The sequence below is a fragment of the Abyssibacter sp. genome (genome assembly GCF_964229365.1).
In the GTDB taxonomy this organism is placed as follows: Bacteria; Pseudomonadota; Gammaproteobacteria; order Nevskiales; family OUC007; genus Abyssibacter.
Genome location: NZ_CAXRDQ010000031.1, coordinates 130503 through 147692, shown reverse-complemented (window position 1 = coordinate 147692; position 17190 = coordinate 130503). Strand labels below are relative to the sequence as shown.

General features: G+C 65.5%; 8 protein-coding genes. 6 read left to right on the top strand and 2 right to left on the bottom strand.

All coding sequences use genetic code 11. From position 1 onward, the window contains the following. Positions 1–112: 112 nt before the first annotated feature. Positions 113–580 (bottom strand): nuclear transport factor 2 family protein, encoded by a 468-nt coding sequence (locus tag ACE1EY_RS05040; RefSeq protein WP_291513858.1) that lies wholly within the window; start codon positions 578–580, stop codon positions 113–115. A 97-nt stretch (positions 581–677) separates the two neighbouring features. On the opposite strand from ACE1EY_RS05040, the gene ACE1EY_RS05035 reads away from it, so the two are divergent. The 6 genes from ACE1EY_RS05035 (at position 678) to ACE1EY_RS05010 (ending at position 16308) form a co-directional block, all read left to right on the top strand. Then, complete coding sequence (locus ACE1EY_RS05035) at positions 678–2363, top strand: CehA/McbA family metallohydrolase (protein ID WP_291513859.1); 1686 nt, start codon at positions 678–680, stop codon at positions 2361–2363. A 105-nt stretch (positions 2364–2468) separates the two neighbouring features. Next, entirely contained in the window at positions 2469–3701 is a 1233-nt protein-coding gene (locus tag ACE1EY_RS05030; protein WP_291513860.1) for a magnesium transporter, read from the top strand. A 67-nt stretch (positions 3702–3768) separates the two neighbouring features. Next, positions 3769–6813 carry an amino acid adenylation domain-containing protein gene (locus ACE1EY_RS05025; protein WP_373928045.1) on the top strand — a complete coding sequence of 1015 codons (3045 nt, stop codon included), beginning with the start codon at positions 3769–3771 and terminating at the stop codon, positions 6811–6813. After that, entirely contained in the window at positions 6810–14669 is a 7860-nt protein-coding gene (locus tag ACE1EY_RS05020) for a non-ribosomal peptide synthetase/type I polyketide synthase (RefSeq protein WP_291513862.1), read from the top strand. The genes ACE1EY_RS05025 and ACE1EY_RS05020 overlap by 4 nt, the downstream gene beginning before the upstream one ends. After that, positions 14669–15463 carry a serine aminopeptidase domain-containing protein gene (locus tag ACE1EY_RS05015; protein ID WP_291513863.1) on the top strand — a complete coding sequence of 265 codons (795 nt, stop codon included), beginning with the start codon at positions 14669–14671 and terminating at the stop codon, positions 15461–15463. Before ACE1EY_RS05020 ends, ACE1EY_RS05015 begins: the two co-directional genes overlap by 1 nt. After that, positions 15460–16308, top strand: coding sequence for a hypothetical protein (locus ACE1EY_RS05010; RefSeq protein WP_291513864.1), 849 nt, complete (start codon positions 15460–15462; stop codon positions 16306–16308). The genes ACE1EY_RS05015 and ACE1EY_RS05010 overlap by 4 nt, the downstream gene beginning before the upstream one ends. On the opposite strand, the gene ACE1EY_RS05005 is transcribed toward ACE1EY_RS05010, so the two are convergent. Next, the gene (locus ACE1EY_RS05005; protein WP_370299608.1) at positions 16271–17185 is read right to left on the bottom strand and encodes a class I SAM-dependent methyltransferase; all 915 of its coding nucleotides are present in this window, start codon (positions 17183–17185) and stop codon (positions 16271–16273) included. The genes ACE1EY_RS05010 and ACE1EY_RS05005 overlap by 38 nt on opposite strands. Between the last annotated feature and the right edge of the window lie 5 nt (positions 17186–17190).

Here is a 17190-nt window from a genome sequence, read left to right as displayed (position 1 = left end):
GGATCAGGCGCGAGGTCTGCTAAACAGGGAGTGCGGCCGCCGGGCGCCCGCGAATGCTTTCACCATACCAAATGCATGCCAACGCGGTCATGCGCGACGGAGCGCATGGGGGTCACTGCGGCATGGGGGTCTGGCTGCCGGCATCGATCTTCACGCGCCACGAACCGTCGGGCTGGCGCTCCCAGACATTGAGGTACTTGCCGCGCGATACCGGTTCGCCGTTGGAGCGCTTGACCGCGAGGTAGCGGCCCCAGGTCCAGCCCAGATCGCCCGAGTCGGCCACCTGACCCGATTCAGGTTCCCAGGTCACGGTGAACTGTTTCGACGACGCCTGCATGGCGGCGACAATGTTGGGTCGGCCGAACACCGGCGGTGCGTCTTGGGGCAGGCGCACGGCATCCGCCACGAGGTAGGCGTCCAGCGCGCCGGCGAAGCCGTGCTGGCGCGACGTCTCGGAAAAATCACGGTCGACTGCGAGCAGCTCGTCGATGTTGGTCGGCGGCAGGCCGGGCGGCGTGGTTGCGCAGCCGGCCAGTGCGGCAAGCCAGGTCAGCCCGATCCAGATCCCATTGCACCGCACGATTGTCACCCTGATGTCAGACGAGGCCGCTACTGTAGCCGGGATTGCGGGCTTGTAGACTCCGCTTTTTCAGCAATTGATTACCGGTCGTCGATTCATGCGTTTCCCTCTCTCATCGCCGTCGCCCACCTGGCCCATTCGTTGGGCTTTGATTGGCTGGTTGCTCGCGATGGTGTCGGCCTGCGGAACGAGTCAGGCGCCGGATGAGAGCAGGGGCGGCACGCCGGTCGAGCCGCCGGATGGCGTCGCGCAGTGCGCGCCCGGCGAGCCCGTAATCGAGATGATCGGCGAGGTGACGTCCGCCGACGCCAAGACCTACGAGATCTTGCCGTTCTTTGTCGCCGCGGGCACCGGGCGGATCGAGGTGGCTTACGGCTGGAGCGACAACGGCGCCTTGCCCAGCACGCCGCTGACGGCGACGACCCTGGACCTGGGCGTGTGGGACCACCACGGCTACCGCAATCCCGAAGGTTTCCGGGGCTGGTCCGGCAGCCGGCAGGGGCGGCTGGACCAGGATCGCGGGCCGGTGTTCATCACCGCAGCTTCCGCCGATCGCGGCTACCGGCCAGGGACGATCGAGCCCGGTGTCTGGTCGGTGGAACTCGGCATCGCCGCCGTCGGGCCATCCGGCGCGAGCTGGACGGTGCAGATCGAGTGTCTTGCCGATGTGGTTGGCGAATCGCCCGCCGCCGATCCGGTTGATCCAACGCATGTCGCCGACGCCTCCCCGGGCTGGTATCACGGCGACTTTCACATGCACGGATACCACTCGAACCCGAATGCACCGGATTGGGGCGGTTTCATCGAGCAGGCACGGGCCGCCGATCTCGATTTTCTGATGGTCACCGAGTACGTCACCGGTCAGCACTGGGCGCAACTGGGGCCGGTGCAGCGGGCGAATCCGGATCTACTGATCTGGCCAGGCCGAGAAATCATCACCTACTTTGGGCATGCCAACAGCTTCGGCGAGACGCCGGATGTGATCGAGTATCGCCACGGATTCGAGGACGTGACCCTGGGGGCCGTGCAGCAGGCGAGCGTGGAGGCCGGGGCGTTGTTTGGCGTCAACCACCCAACCACTTTCGAAGGCGCCTTGTTCGAGAATTTCTGCCGGGGCTGTGCGTTCCAACTCGAAGAAGATATCGACTGGTCGCTGGTCGATACGATCGAGGTGCAAAACGGTCCGGCAAAGGTTTCGGGCAGCGAGGTGGGGCTGCCGATTCCGCTGGAAATCCAGAACCCGTTCACGCTGTCGGCGCTGCAACTGTGGGACGACGTGATTGCGCAGGGCGCATTCCCCACGGCGGTATCAGGCTCGGATTCCAAGGGTGTCGATGCCCCGGAAGACCGCGAACGCAAGGGGTATGGCAGCTCGGCCACGGTGGTTTATGCGCAGGCGCTTTCGCGCCCGGCGCTGGCCTCGGCGATCCGTGCCGGTCACGCCTACGTGAAAACCCTGGGCGCAGCCGGTTCGCCAGACGTGACCCTGCAAATCGCCACCGCGGATGGACAGTCGGGCATCTATGGAGACTCGGTCGCGGCCGACACCGCGACGATCACGACCACCGTCATCGGCGGCAGCGGCCAGACGCTGACCTATTATCGGGATGGCGTCATCGCTCGCGTCATGCCGATCACCAGCGATCCGCAGGTCGATACCTGGGATGTCAGCCGCTCGGACAGCTCCGGGCCGCTCGGCACGGCAGTACGCCTGCAGGTTGCCAGCCCCGGGGTGATCACGGTGATCGGCAACCCGGTGTTTCTGACTGCGCCAGGCCTCTGACAGAAGCAGGCAGGCGCCCGTTGGCGAAATCTGGGCGGCACCCTATGCTGTGCCAGCCTGCACGGGAAGCTTGCCGTGCCCGGGCCTGTCCACCTGGGTCGACCGATGCCAACAGATACCGATTCCCCACTTGATGCTGCCTCCACGGTCGCAGTGCGACTGGTGAAGACCGTTCGCCACCGTGCCCCCCAGGATGCAGCGCGCTTGCTGCAAAAGGTGGATGCCACCACGGCGGCCGCGGCGCTGGCACAACTGCCACAGGCATCGCGATCACGCATTCTCGCGACCATGGCGCCGGCGGAGCGCGCGGCGCTGTCGGCCTTGCTGCCGGCCACCGTTGGCGATGCCCCGCCAGCGCTGGTGACCTCGGATCGGCATACGGTTGGTGCGCTGACCGAACCCGCGCCCTTGGTGGTTGCCCCGGATGCCCGTGTCGTTGATGTGACCGAGCGCGTGCGCGATGCCAGCCGGACTGCTCTGGTGACCTACGTTTACGTGGTCGAGGATCAGCGCCTCGTCGGCGTGGTGACGATGCGCGATTTGCTGTTGGCCGATAGCCAGGCGGCCGTTTCCGACGTCATGCTGCCGGAGCCGTTCTTTTTGACGCCGGAAACCAGCGTCGAGGCCGCGATGCGCGCGATGGTGCATCGCCACTACCCGGTTTATCCGGTCTGCCAGGAGGACGGACATTTTCTCGGCGTGGTGCCCGGCCACGCCCTATTCGAAGATCACAGCTTCGAACTCACCGCCCAGTCCGGCCTCATGGTCGGGGTGGATCAGGACGAGCAGGTCAGCACGCCTTGGGCGCGATCGCTCAAGATGCGCCACCCCTGGTTGCAGGTGAACCTCGTCACCGCCTTTGCGGCGGCCGCCGTGGTCGGGTTGTTCGAGGGCACGCTGGAGCGCATCGTGATTCTGGCCGCATTTTTGCCCGTGCTGGCCGGTCAGGCTGGCAACACCGGTTGCCAGGCGATGGCCGTGACATTGCGCGGTCTGGCGCTGGACGACGTGCCCCGAAGCGCCGTCGCCGGGCTGCTGCGCAAGGAGTCGATTCTAGGGCTGGTCAACGGTTGTCTCACCGGGTTCTCGGCCGCTGTCGGGATGTGGATTTACGCCACGGTCACCGACACCCCCGGCGCCTGGATGTTGGCCGTGGTCGTGGTGCTGGCTATGATCGGTAGCTGCCTGCTGAGCGGTGTCGTCGGAGTGGCCGTCCCGTTAACGCTGAAAAAATTGGGCGCCGATCCGGCCACGGCATCGAGCATTTTTCTGACCACCGCCACGGATGTCGTGAGTCTCGGCCTGTTCCTGGGCCTGGCCTCATTGCTGGTGCTGTGACGGTCCGGATGCGGTTGCTAGTCGCAAGGTAGTATCTCATCGCTGTTCAGTCCTTGTTCACCGTCCATTGCCTAGCCTAAGCCCCACCCAGCTCGGTTTACTGTCACGCGCGGCGGCGCCCAATCGGTTGGGTATCGATCAGCAGCAGGTGGTGATGGCTGTGCCCGCGGCTGCGGTATCAGCGGTGCGCACCGGCTGGGCGCGCGTCTGGGCCGACACCGCGTTGCTGCGCTCGCGCTACGACTGGGTTCCGACACCGCAGCGCCAGGCGCTGAACGACGCTGGCTTGCCATGGTTCGAACACGACGCGCTGGCCGAGCAGGCGATCGAGCGCTGGGCTGAAGAGCTACGCTGCCAGCCGCTGGATATCGCGGCCGGACCGTGCATGCGCCTGGATCTCTGCGCTGTTCAGCATGAAGACCGTTACCTGTTGGTGTGGACCTGCCATCAAATTCTCCTCGACCCCGACAGCATGGCCACCGTGCTCAGGCGGGTATGGGAGCTTGCCGAGCAGGGTTTGAACACGCCGGCTGACTGGGCAGAGGCTCCGTTCGCCGAGCCCAAGGGCACGGAGGCCGAATACTGGGCGAGGCGTCTGCAGCAGCTGGAGGCGGCGCCACGATTGCCGTGGTCGGAACCGGGCGCGGCCAATGGGGTGTTGCGCCAGCAGCGGGTCCTGTCTGAGGCGACCCGCTCGGCGTTGACCGCGCGCTGGGGCGCTGAGTTGGACGCGGTGTTGCACGCGGCCTGGGCGGTGATGCTTTGCCGTCACGGCGGCACGGGCGATGTGGTGTTCGGTCATGTCGGTCGCGCGCCCGAGCACCGAACCGGCGTGCATGGGATCGGCATGTTGTCCGATTTGCTGCCCTTTCGTGTCACGGTGGATGACGACGCACCGTTTACCTCATTGGTCGAGCAGGTGGGGCCCGCCCTGGCCGAGGATGTCGCTGAGCGTCATATCGGTCTCGCCGGCGTTTGGCGAGCGGCGGGGCTGTCTCACGACGCCATGTTCACCAGCGTGCTGGAAGTGACTTCCTCGCGCTGGTCCGGGTTGCCCGTGACCGAGCCGGGTTTTCGAAGCGATATCGGATTCCCGCTCCACATCCTGGTCGAGCCCGGTCAGCGTCTGGTGCTGACGGCGCTGGTCGAGCAGCCGCAGTTCAATGCGGCCACTGCCGAGCGCCTGCTGAACCGCTACGAGCGGCTGCTCGACGACATTGCCCAGCGACCGGAGCAGCCCGTTGCTGATCTGGCCTGGTGGACCCCCGAGGACACCGCGTCGCTAGCCGCCGCGAACAACACGGTGGCGGCTGTACCGCACTGGCCCGGTGTTGATGCCTGGTTTCGCGCCACGGCCGAGCAAGTGCCCGAGCAAATCGCCATACGCTGCGGGGAGACGAGTCTGAGTTATCGGGCGCTGGACGCGGCGGTTAACGATGCGGCCAGCGCGTTGCAGGCGGCCGGTCTGGGCGGCGACCAGCGAATCGCGCTCGCAACCCGGCGCAGTGAATCCATGGTGGTCGGCTTGCTGGCGATCTGGCGCATCGGCGCGGCTTATGTGCCCTGTGATCCACGGTACCCGAGCGACCGGCTGTTGCAGATGTGGGAAGACGGCGCGGTGGCCGCCATCGTCACCGAATCGGCCGTGGCTTCGCTGCTTCCCAGCTTCGATGCTCCCCGCGTTTTGCTGGATCGCATGGACGGGGTGCCTGCGAACGAAGCGGCGGTTCAAACGTCGGCGGACGCTGCGGCCTACGTGATCTTCACCTCGGGATCGACTGGGCGACCGAAAGGGATCGAAGTCACCCAGCGCAATGTGCTGAATTTTCTGGCCAGCATGCAGCAACGTCCGGGCCTAGCGGCCGGGGATCGCCTGCTTGCCGTGACCACCATGTCCTTTGACATTGCCGTGCTGGAGCTATTCCTGCCGCTCGTGACCGGGGCCACCGTTGTGCTCGCGAACGAGGATGATGTGCTGGATGGTCATCGGCTGGCTGCGTTGATCGACCAGTCTGACGTCAACGTTCTGCAGGCCACGCCGACGACCTATCGTCTGCTGCTGGTCGCGGCGTGGCGACCGTCCGGAGCCTTCCGGGCACTCGTCGGCGGAGAGGCCCTGGATGCCGATCTGGCCGGCCGGTTGCGCGCCCTGCATCCCGCGCTGTCGCTCTGGAACATGTACGGCCCCACAGAGACCACGGTGTGGTCGACCTGCGATGAGGTGGCCGCAGAGCAGATCAGCATCGGCGCACCCATTGCCAATACGCGCTGTCACGTGGTCGACGCGGCGAATCGGCCGCTGCCGCCCGGGGTGATCGGCGAACTCTGCATTGGTGGCGCAGGGGTCACCAATGGTTACTTCGATCAGCCCGAGCGCACGGCCGAGCGGTTTGTCGATTTGCAGGGGGAGCGCGTTTATCGCACCGGTGATCTGGCTTGCTGGCGTGACGACGGCCGGCTGCAATGTTTCGGACGTCTGGATTTCCAGATCAAGATTCGCGGCTACCGGGTCGAGCCCGGCGAGATCGAAGCCTGTCTGGTGGCGCATCCGCAGGTGGAACAGGCGGTGGTGGTCGTGCGTGAACAGGCGGGCCTGCCGATGCTGGTGGCCTATGTGGTGAGTGGACAGGCTCCCGCGGACCGGTTGCGCGACTGGGTCGCCGAACACCTGCCGCCGCAGATGGTGCCCGCGACGGTGATTCCCCTGGAAGCATTCCCGCTGACGCCCAATGGCAAGGTGGATCGGAAGGCGCTGCCGCCGCCGGCCACCGCGCAAGCACTGCCGGGCGCGAGCCTGAGCGGTCTGGAGGCCGAGATCGGCGCGATCTGGCGGGACGCGCTGGGGCATGACCAGTTCGCCGCACAGGACAGCTTTTTTGACCTTGGTGGTGATTCCCTGCGTGTCATGGAAATGCTGGCGCCGCTGGACGCGTTGGCACGCCGCGAAGGCGGATCGGTGAGCGTCGCCGATGTGTTCCGCTTGCCGACCATCTCGCGACTCGCCGACCATATCCGCCAGCAGCCGGCATCGTCGGCTGCGCAAGCGCAGACCACAGACGACCGCGCCTCGCGCCGGCGGGCAGCATTTCAGGGGAGACGACGTAGACCATGAGTGATCAGGCTCAGCGCATCGCGATTGTGGGTATGGCCGGTCGTTTTCCCGGTGCGGATTCCGCAGACGCGTTCTGGGACAACCTCTTGGCTGGCCGCGACAGCATCACGCGGTTCACCGCAGATCAGTTACGCGCGACCGAACCCGACCTGGATGCTCTGCTCGAGCGGCCCAATTTCGTCGCAGCACGGGGCGTTGTCGACGGAATCGAGCAGTTCGACGCCGAGGTCTTTGGCTATTCCCCACGAGATGCCGCGCTCATTGATCCGCAGCAGCGCCTGTTTCTCGAATCCGCCTGGGATGCCCTGGAGCAGGCCGGTATTGATCCGGAGCGCAGCGAGGCGCCGATTGGCGTGTTCGCGGGCGGCGGCTACATGGCGCAGTACCTGCTCAACAACCTCGTCCGCGATCGCGCCTACGCCGAGGACCTGGTCAAGCTGCGCGCGGTGGATGCGCTATCCACCTACTTCGCCAACGACAAGGATTATCTGGCCACTCGCGTTGCCTACAAGCTGAACCTGCGCGGCCCGGCCCTGAACGTGCAGACGGCCTGTTCGACCGGCCTAGTCGCGGTTCACATGGGTGTACAAAGCCTGCTCGCCTTCGAATGTGATGTGGCGCTGGCCGGGGCGGTGTCCATCGCTTTGCCGCAGGAACGCGGCTATCTGGCGCAGGAGGGCGGCATGCTGTCGGATGACGGCGTGCTGCGGGCCTTTGATGCCGACGCCAACGGGACGGTGTTCTCCAGCGGTCTGGCCGTGTTCGTGCTCAAGCGTCTGGAGGACGCCGAGGCCGATGGGGACGCCATCCTGGCCGTTGTGCGTGGCACCGCCATTAACAACGATGGCAGCGACAAGGCCAGCTTCGGCGCGCCCAGCGCCGAAGGCCAGGCCGACGTGATCGCCATGGCGCAGGCCGTGGCCGATGTGCATCCCGACGACATCCAGTACATCGAGGCCCACGGCACCGGTACGCCGCTGGGGGACCCCATCGAGGTTGATGGTCTGACCCGCGCGTTCCGTCGCAAGACCGACCGGACCGGTGGCTGTCTGCTCGGTTCGGTCAAACCCAACATCGGCCATCTCGATGCGGCTGCGGGTGCTGCGGGGCTGGTCAAGGTCGTCAAGGCGCTGCAGGCCGGCACCATTCCGCGCACGCTGCATTACAACGCGCCGAACCCAAGGATCGACTTTGCGTCGACACCGTTTCGTGTCGTCGGCGAAGACATGCCCTGGCCGCCGGTCGATGGCCCCCGGCTTGCCGGACTGTCGTCATTCGGGGTGGGGGGCACCAACGCCCATGCCGTGATCGAGCAGGCGCCGGAGGCCGCGGCCTCCGCCCCGCCCGCGCGCGATATCCAGCTGCTCATGCTCTCGGCGCATGCCCCGCAAGCTCTGGCGCAACGCTGCCGCGATCTGGCCGACTGGCTGGAGTCCCGACCGGATGCCGACCTGGCCGATGTCGCCTGGACCCTGGCAGTCGGGCGGCGGCAGATGCGCCTGCGCACGTCGGTGGTCGCACGCACCCACGCCGAGGCAATCACTGCGTTGCGGCAGGCCAGTGACCGCGCCGGGGCCGAGGCAATGGAGCGCCCGGACTGCGTGTTCATGTTCTCGGGGCAGGGCGCGCAGCACCCTGGCATGGGCCGCGCGCTCTATCACGGCGAACCGGTGTTTCGCGAGACGGCTGACCGCCTCTGTGGCTGGCTGCGTGAACCGCTGGGCCTGGATTTGGCCGGTTTGCTGTTCGGCGACGATGCAACGGCAGGCGACCGCCTGACGCAAACCGCGTTGGCCCAGCCGGCGTTATTCGTTCTGCAAATGGCCACGGCGCGGTTGTGGCAGCACTGGGGCGTGCAAGCGCAGGCGATGGTGGGCCACAGCCTGGGTGAGGTCGTGGCCGCCTGTCTGGCCGGTGTGATGGGTGAGCAGGATAGCTGCCGAGTGCTGGCAGACCGGGCGCGGCTAATGGGTGATCAGCCCAGTGGATCGATGCTGGCGGTGCGCCAGGCCCGCGAGCGCATCGAGGGTCGCCTGCCGAGCGATGTCGCCGTCGCCGCGGTCAATGCACCAAATCTCTGCATTCTGTCCGGCCCCACCGAGGCCATCGACCAACTTGCGCAGACCCTGGATGCGGCCGGCGAGGAGACGATCCGGCTGCATACCTCGCATGCCTTCCATTCGCCGATGATGGATGCGGTGGTCGCCCCCTTTGCCGACGCCATGCGCGATGTCGTGTTCAAGCCACCGACGATTCCGATTATTTCCACGGTCACCGGTCAGCCAGCGTCGGCGGAGCAGTTAGGCGATCCGCAGTACTGGGCCAACCAGATCCGTCAGCCGGTCCTGTTCTCGCCGGCGCTTGGTCAACTGCTGGATGGGGCCGAGCGGGTGTTCCTTGAGTGCGGGCCGAGTCAGAACCTGACGGCATCGGCACGCCAGCACCGCATCGATGGTCGCCCGCCGCGCTGCGTGCCCAGTCTGCCGCATGCGTCCAGCGATGAGGCGGCCGATGCCGGCATGATCGCGGCGGTCGGCAAGCTCTGGGCGGCAGGAGTGCATCCCGACTGGCCGGCCTTCTTCGGTTCGGGCCGGCGCAAGCTCGCGCTGCCCACCTACCCCTATCAACGCAGCCGGCACTGGATTGAACCGCCGGTGCGCGGTGCGGCTGTTGCCGCCGTTGCCGCGACGCCCATGCCGTCGGAGCCTCCCCGTTCCATGCCGACCATCCAGGATGCGCCCATGCCCGTAGACAACCGGATCACGCGAATCACCGACGCACTCCACGGGCATTTTCTGGAGCTGTCGGGCATCGACATCGAGGACCCATCGACCTCGTTCCTGGAACTGGGCATGGATTCGCTGTTGTTGACCCAGGCCGCAGCCGCGATCTCGGAGGACTTTGGCGTCAACCTGCGTTTTCGTCAGCTGCTGGAAGAGATCGATTCCATCGACAAGCTCGCGGCTCATCTGGATGGCCTGCTGCCGGCCGATGCGCTGCCCGCCCCGGCTGCGCCCACGACGGTCGCCCCGACCCTGGCCCCGACAGCGGGCGGCGCCGCAGCGGTTGCCTCCGGTTCGCCGCTGGAGGCGGTGATCCGCGGCCAGCTAGAGCTCATGCGTGAGCAGCTGGCGCTGGTCACGGGGCAGGGCGGATCGGGCCCGATGCCCGGAGCGTCTGCCCGGCCGGCTGCGTCGGGTGGCCCGGTGGTGCATGCGCAGCTGGACGACGGTGCCCAGGGCAAGAACCTCGGTGCTGGTAGCGCGGGCCGTTTCGGCCCTTATCGCACGGTCGAGCGCACGCGCGATGGGGGGCTTACGCCCAAGCAAGAGACGTTTCTTGCCGACCTGACCGCCCGCTTCAATGCCCGAACGGCCAAGTCCAAGCAGATGGCCCAGGCCAGCCGCGCGCATCTGGCCGATCCCCGCGCCGTGGCGGGCTTCCGGCTGAGCTGGAAGGAAATGGTCTACCAGATCGTCTGCGAACGGTCGGATGGGTCGAAGTTCATCGACGTTGACGGCAACGAGTACATCGACTGCACCTTGGGTTTTGGCGTCGGCTTCATGGGCCACAGCCATCCGGCGGTCAAACCCGCACTGGCGCGGCAACTGGATGCCGGCTGGGAGGTCGGTCCGCAGACACCGCTGTCGGCGCAGGTGGCCGAAAAGCTTTGCAAGACCGTCGGTCATGAGCGGGCAACATTCTGCAACACCGGTTCCGAAGCGGTGATGGCAGCCTTGCGCTGTGCCCGCACGGCGACCAATCGCAGCAAGGTCGTGTACTTCAGTGGCGATTATCACGGCACCTTCGACGAGGTGCTGGGCCGCGCCAACATCGTCAAGGGCGCGCTGAGCTCGCGCCCGGCTGCGCCCGGTATCGCGCAGGATGCCGTCGACAACGCCATGATCCTGGATTACGGCACGCAGGCCTCGCTGGACATCATTCGCGAGCACGCCCACGAACTGGCGGCGGTGCTCGTCGAGCCGGTGCAATCGCGCTATCCGAGCCTGCAGCCCACCGAGTTCGTTCGCGAGCTGCGCGAGATCACCCGCGCGAGCGGCACTGCACTGATTCTCGACGAGGTCATTACCGGATTCCGCGTTGCGCTGGGCGGTATCTCCGAGTGCTGGGGTATCCAGCCCGACATGAGCACCTACGGCAAGATTCTCGGTGGCGGCATGCCGATCGGGGCCTTGGCCGGCGACGCGCGCTACCTGGATTGCATCGACGGTGGCGGCTGGCAGTTCGGCGACGATTCACTGCCCGAATCGCCAGTCACGTTCTTTGCCGGAACCTTTGTCCGGCATCCGTTCGCGATGGCGGCAGCCGACGCCGTGCTCGATTACCTGATCGATGATGATGGCGCCTTGCAACGCGACCTGAACGCCCGGACCGAAGCCTTTGCGCTGGCGATGAACGCCTATTGGGAAGGCCGCGACGTGCCGCTTCGTATTCGGCATTGCAGCTCCTGGTTCCGATTCGACTTTCCGCAGGACCAGCCCTTCATCAACCTGCTCTTCTACTGGATGCTCTGCAACGGCGTGTACATCCGGGAACAGGCCCAGAACTGCTTCTTTTCCATCCGTCACAGCGATGACGACATCGCGCGGGTGCAGGCGGTGTTGCGCGAGGGCACCGAGGCGTTGATCGACGCTGGCTTTCTGGTGCCGGGCGGAGCGTCCTCCCCCGGGAGCGTCGAAGCGCCTGCAAGCTCGGCAGGCGAGGTGGTTGATGCGCTGGCCGTCGGTGAATCGATTGAACTCACCGAAGCACAGCGCGAGGTCTGGGTCGGTCAGGCGATGGACGCCGATTCAGGCGCGGCCTTCAACCAGGCCTTCTACCTGAATCTGGAGGGCGCGCTGGATCTCGACGCGCTGCAGGCCGGCTTCGACCATGTCTACGCCCGGCATGAAGCGCTGCATCTGCGCACCGATGCCCGCGGCGAACGCCAGCAGCGCGTCGCAGTGGAGCCATTGCGCCTGGCGGTTCAGGACGTCGCCGACGAAGCTACCGCCATCGCCCAGGCGCAGCGCGCCGCGGCCCGACAGATGGACCCCGAAACCGGGCCGCTGATGGATGTGCAGGTGCTGCGATTCGCGCCGCGCCATCACTGGCTGGTCTTCGTGGTGCATCACATTGCCTGCGACGGCTGGTCTGCGGTGAACTTCCTCGAAGAGTTGGGTCAGGCGTATTCGGCCCTGCACCGCGGACAAACGCCTGATCTGGAGCCGGCCGTACCGTTCTCCCGATACGCTCGGCGCATCGCGGGCCGCCAGATTGAATCGGAGCAGGCCCGTGCCTACTGGCATGGCGTGTTGAGCCCGCCGCCGGCGGTGTTGACCCTGCCGACGGATCGCCCGCGGCCGGCAGAACGCCGGTTCGACGGGGCCACGGTGACCGTGCAGTTCGGACAGGAGTTGGTGAAACGCGTGCGGCGTCTGGCCGCCGACCACAAGACGACGGCCTATACCGTCTATCTGGCCGGCTTCCATGCGCTGCTCGCGCGGTTGTCCGGCGGTGATGACATCGTGGTCGGCATTCCCGTCGCGGCCCAGGCGCTGGAAGGTGAGAACGCGTTGTTCGGGCATTGCGTACAGATGCTGCCGATCCGCACTCAGATGGCCGGGAGCATGCCATTTTCGGGGCTGATCCAGTCCGTGGGCGAGCGCGTGCGTGGCGCCTACGCCCATGCCGACTGCACCTTTGGCAAGATCATCCAGGGGCTGCCGCTGCATCGGGAGTCAGGCCGCGTGCCGCTGATCGAGGTGTTGTTCAACGTCGACCCGGCCGGCTCCGGCGTGCAGTTCGACGGCCTGGAATCGACCCTGCACGAAGCGCCAAAGGCGTTCGTCAACTTCGATCTGTTCTTCAACTTCACCCAGTCTGGCGACGGGCTGACACTGGATTGCGACTTCAATACCAGCCTGTTCGACGCCGGCACGATCCGATCCTGGGCGCGTGCTTTCGAGGCGCTGATTTCGCATGCGGTGGAATCGCCGGACGATCCGGTCTCCCGGTATGCGCTCACCGCACAGCGGTCGGGTGCGGCGAGCGAACAGCCACAGCCCGCCAACGCGGCTCCCCTGGTGCTGGATCGCATCCAGGCCCAGGTGGCGACCACGCCGAACGCCACCGCCGTGGCGCATGGCGATGGTCTGACCACGTATGACGAGCTTTGGGCGCTGTCTGGCCGTGTCGCCGCAGGACTCCAGGCGCAAAACGTCGTACCGGGAGACCGGGTGGGAGTCTGCCTGCCGCGTTCGGCGAATCTGGTGGCTGTGCTGCTGGGCATCTGGCGCGCTGGCGCCGCCTATGTGCCGCTGGACCCGAATTACCCGTCGGAGCGCCTGGAGTACATCTGGCGGGATAGCGATGCACGCCGCGTGATTGCGGCTGACGCTGATGGCTTTGGGGATCGCGGCGTCGCGTTGGCCGAACTGTTGAAAGCCGAGCACGCGCTGGCCGAGGTGCCGTCGTCACCAGAGCGCATTTCGCATGTGATCTACACCTCCGGCTCAACCGGTGCGCCCAAGGGCGTGATGGTGACGCAGGCCAATACGGCGGCGTTAATCCAATGGGCCTCTGACAGCTTCTCCGCCGACGACTGCGTGGGGGTGCTGGCCTCCACATCGGTTTGTTTCGATCTGTCGGTTTTCGAACTCTTTCTGCCGCTGGTCGTCGGCGGCACCTCGGTGTTGGTCGACAACCTGCTCGCACTGCGGGAGCCGACGCCTGCACCGGTGAGCCTGATCAACTCGGTGCCCAGCGTGGTTAGCGAATTCTTGCGTCACGCGCGGCTGCCGGATACGGCGCGCACGCTTTGTTTGGCCGGTGAGCCACTGAGCAATGCGCTGGTGGCGCGCGCGCTGGACCAGTCGCAGCTGCGGCGGGTACTGGACCTCTACGGGCCCAGCGAATGCACGACCTACAGCACCATGGCCGAGCGGCATCCGGATCGTCCGGCCACGATCGGGCGCGCCATCCGCGGCTGGGAGGTGTACATCCTCGACAAGGCCGGACAACCGGTGCCGCCCGGCGTTCAGGGTGAGATCGTGATCGGTGGCGCCGGCGTGGCCGCAGGCTATCTCGGGCGGGAAGAACTCACGGCCGAGCGCTTCGTGCCCAACCCGTTCACGGGTCAGGGCCGGATCTATTACACGGGCGATCTGGGGCGGTGGACGGAAGCTGGCGATATCGTCTTCGACGGTCGCGTAGACAACCAGATCAAGCTGCGCGGTTTTCGCATCGAGCTGGGCGAAATCGAATCACGGCTGGGCGAGCATCCGGGCGTGCTGCAATGCGTGGTCGATGTCCGCGAGGCAGCACCGGAGGATCAACGCCTCTGCGCCTGGTGGATCGCGCAGCCCGGCGTATCGACCACCGCCGCAGAGCTTCGCAAGTTCGTCGCCCACGCCTTGCCTGTGCATATGGTTCCGCAGCAGTTCGTGTTGCTCGACAAATTACCGCAGACGCCGAGTGGCAAGACCGACCGTGGCGGGCTGCCTAGTCCGTTTGAAGCCCCCCCAGCTGCTGCGATCGCCTCCGACACAGCCGACCACGACGATGCGATGTCCTTGGTGCTCGCGGTCTGGCGCCAGGAGCTGGACGAAATGATCGACGTGGACGCGAACGACAGCTTCCTTGATGTCGGGGGCCATTCACTGCTGGCGCTGCGCGCCGTCGCTGCGATTCAGGAGCAAACGGGCGTCGATATCCCCATCCGGTCAATGATGGTTGAGCCGCTGGGGGCCATCGCTACGCGGATTGCGGTGGGGAGCGGCGAAGTCGAAACGCCGCCGGATGATGCCGGGCCCGAGTCACGCTCCTGGTTGAGCAGGTTCCGAAGCAAGCGGTGATGCGATCGTTCTTTTTTGGTCCGGAGCAGTCGCTCTACGGGACATATCATCCACCGCGAGAGGCCGCGACGGGGCTGGAGCACGCTGTGCTGATCTGCGGCTCTCTGGGCGCGGAATATATGCGCAGCTACCGCTCGCTGTGGCAATGCGCTGAGGCGCTGACCGCGCGAAACACCCATGTGTTGCGCTTCGATTATTTCGCCACGGGAGAGTCCGCAGGGCGCCAGAGCGAAGCCGACTGGATGCGTTGCTTGCAGGATGTCCGTACAGCCTGCGCTTGGCTGCAGTCGGAAACCGCGATGAACCAGATTCGCGTAGTCGGTCATCGTATCGGGGCGTTGATCGCGGTCAACGCACTGGCAGATCAGCCGGTCGGCCTGGATGCTGTGACTCTGTGGGACCCGGTCGTTGACGGCAGCCAATGGTTCGACGTGCAACAGACCTTGCACGCAGAATCGACGCGTCGGAGCAATCGCTTTCGTTCGCGAACCAGGCAGTACGCGGAACGCGATACCGATGAGTTCCTGGGCTTTCATTTTGCTGACCACCTGGTGAAGGCGATCAAATCATCTCGACTTGATGTGAGTACGTTGGCCGCGATGGACGTTCGCTGCTCGCTGGGCGTGTCTGATCCGTCCGAACTGCCGGAGGCTTGGCTCGACGCCATGGCTCGCCTGCAGCCGACCGTCGACGAGTTGAAGCCCGAGAGTCGTTGGGCTTCGATCTCGGACATGGGGCGGCGGCTGATCGTGCGTCCCAGTCTCCCGAAGCTGGTTGATCTGGTTCTGGCATGACGGAGCGAGCTGTTCGATTCGGGCCGGCCGGGGCACTGTCGGGCATTTACCACTGCCCGGAGAAAGCCGCTGATCTGGCGTTGCCTGGCGTGATCATCTTGCCGGCCGGGATTGATCAAAAGGTTGGCCCGACGCGGCTATACGTCGGAATCGCAAGAGCCATCGCCGCAGCGGGTTTCCCGGTGCTCCGATTCGATTATTTTGGCCTCGGGGAAAGTCATCCGTCTCCAGTGACGGGAGGCGGGCGAGCTGGGTCGCTGCCGTCGGATCAAGGCGGTGACGTGGATTTTGCGCTGGATTGGTTGTCGCGGGAGCGCCCGCAGGCCGGTGTGGTTTTGCTGGGTCTTTGTAGCGGGGCACATGACGCGCACCGGGTGGCCGCGCGGGATCAACGTATCGTTGGTGTTTGTCAGCTCGACGGATATGGGTATCGCACCGGACGGTACTGGCTGCAATACACGGTTGAACGATTGTTCGATCGTCGCCGTTGGGTCAACGTGATCCGACGCAAGCTGCCACGCAAGGCATCGGTCGAGGATGGGGACCCGGTGACGGGAGATGTCGACTTCTTCACCATGCCCGCCAAGCGTGCACTTGCTGCGGAGCTGCGAGCAATGATGTCACGTGATGTGCGGCTGCTTTACCTGTTTTCCGGCCAGACCTCGAATTACTACAACTACGAAAGGCAGTTCGCGGCCGCATTTTCCGATGTTGATTTTGGGCAGCGGCTGACGGAGGCCTTCTTCCCGGAGGCCGATCACACGTTTTCGCGGTCTGTCGACCGCCGGAAACTGACTGCGCGAGTTGCTAGCTGGCTGACGAACGAGTTCCGTCCGGCTTCGTGACTGCGGTCAGCAAACACCATCGAAGCTCGTCAACCACCTCGGTTTTCCACGTGATCTCGAAGCCGGCCTCTTCCAAGATCGACGGATAGTGGTGACCGAGCGAGCGTTCGTCATTGTACGGACGGGATTCGCGTTCCCGAGCAAAGTCAAAATCGGCAGGAATCGGTTCGACTAGCGCCACCATGGCTGGAGAATGCTGGGCGAGAGCCGCGAACAGCCGCTCGAGTTCGGCCTTGGAAAGGTATTCATAAACGCCGTCGATGGTCAGGTAGATCGTGCCTGGGCGCGCATGTTTCGGAAGCCAGTCCAGAGCATCGGCGCAGACGAAGTGGATGCGGTCCGGGAAGGCGGTCGCCTGATTGGACTCGATCTGTTGCGGACTCAGGTCCAGACCCGTCAGTTGCCGGAGGGCGGGGAACCGGTCCGCGAATTTGCGGATCGCCTGGCCAGTTCCGCAGCCAATCTCACAGAGTTCAGTGAATACGCCAGGGTCGTACTGGTCGGCAATCGCGTCCAGGATCTGATGATGTCCGTCGGCCCACCAGCGCTCGAAGCGTCGCGCCATCTCTTCATGGTGGTGGGCTGCGCCCTGGCTGGCCCAAAGCCATCGATGGAGCGGGGCCAGGGCGCCCAGGTCATGATTGGTTTCACATCGGTGCACCCAGGCAGCGAGCATCAGGCGCTGCGCCAGCGTGGGTGACATGTCCATGGCGCCTTGTCGGACGCGCTCGGCCTTGCCAGGGGCCAGCCTGCTGACCAAGCGTCCGAGCCAAACCTTGGCGAGACGCTTCACCTTGTTTCTCGGTAAGGCCCCAGGCCATTGCAGGCTGACATCGTTTTCCGACGACTCGCCCTCGGGCGGCACTTGCGCGGTCATGGCGA

Coding starts and splice junctions, on each gene's coding strand:
- ACE1EY_RS05035 (WP_291513859.1), top strand. CDS start 678: ATGCGTTTCCCTCTCTCATCGCCGTCGCCCACCTGGCCCATTCGTTGG.
- ACE1EY_RS05030 (WP_291513860.1), top strand. CDS start 2,469: ATGCCAACAGATACCGATTCCCCACTTGATGCTGCCTCCACGGTCGCA.
- ACE1EY_RS05020 (WP_291513862.1), top strand. CDS start 6,810: ATGAGTGATCAGGCTCAGCGCATCGCGATTGTGGGTATGGCCGGTCGT.
- ACE1EY_RS05015 (WP_291513863.1), top strand. CDS start 14,669: ATGCGATCGTTCTTTTTTGGTCCGGAGCAGTCGCTCTACGGGACATAT.
- ACE1EY_RS05010 (WP_291513864.1), top strand. CDS start 15,460: ATGACGGAGCGAGCTGTTCGATTCGGGCCGGCCGGGGCACTGTCGGGC.
- ACE1EY_RS05005 (WP_370299608.1), bottom strand. CDS start 17,185: ATGACCGCGCAAGTGCCGCCCGAGGGCGAGTCGTCGGAAAACGATGTC.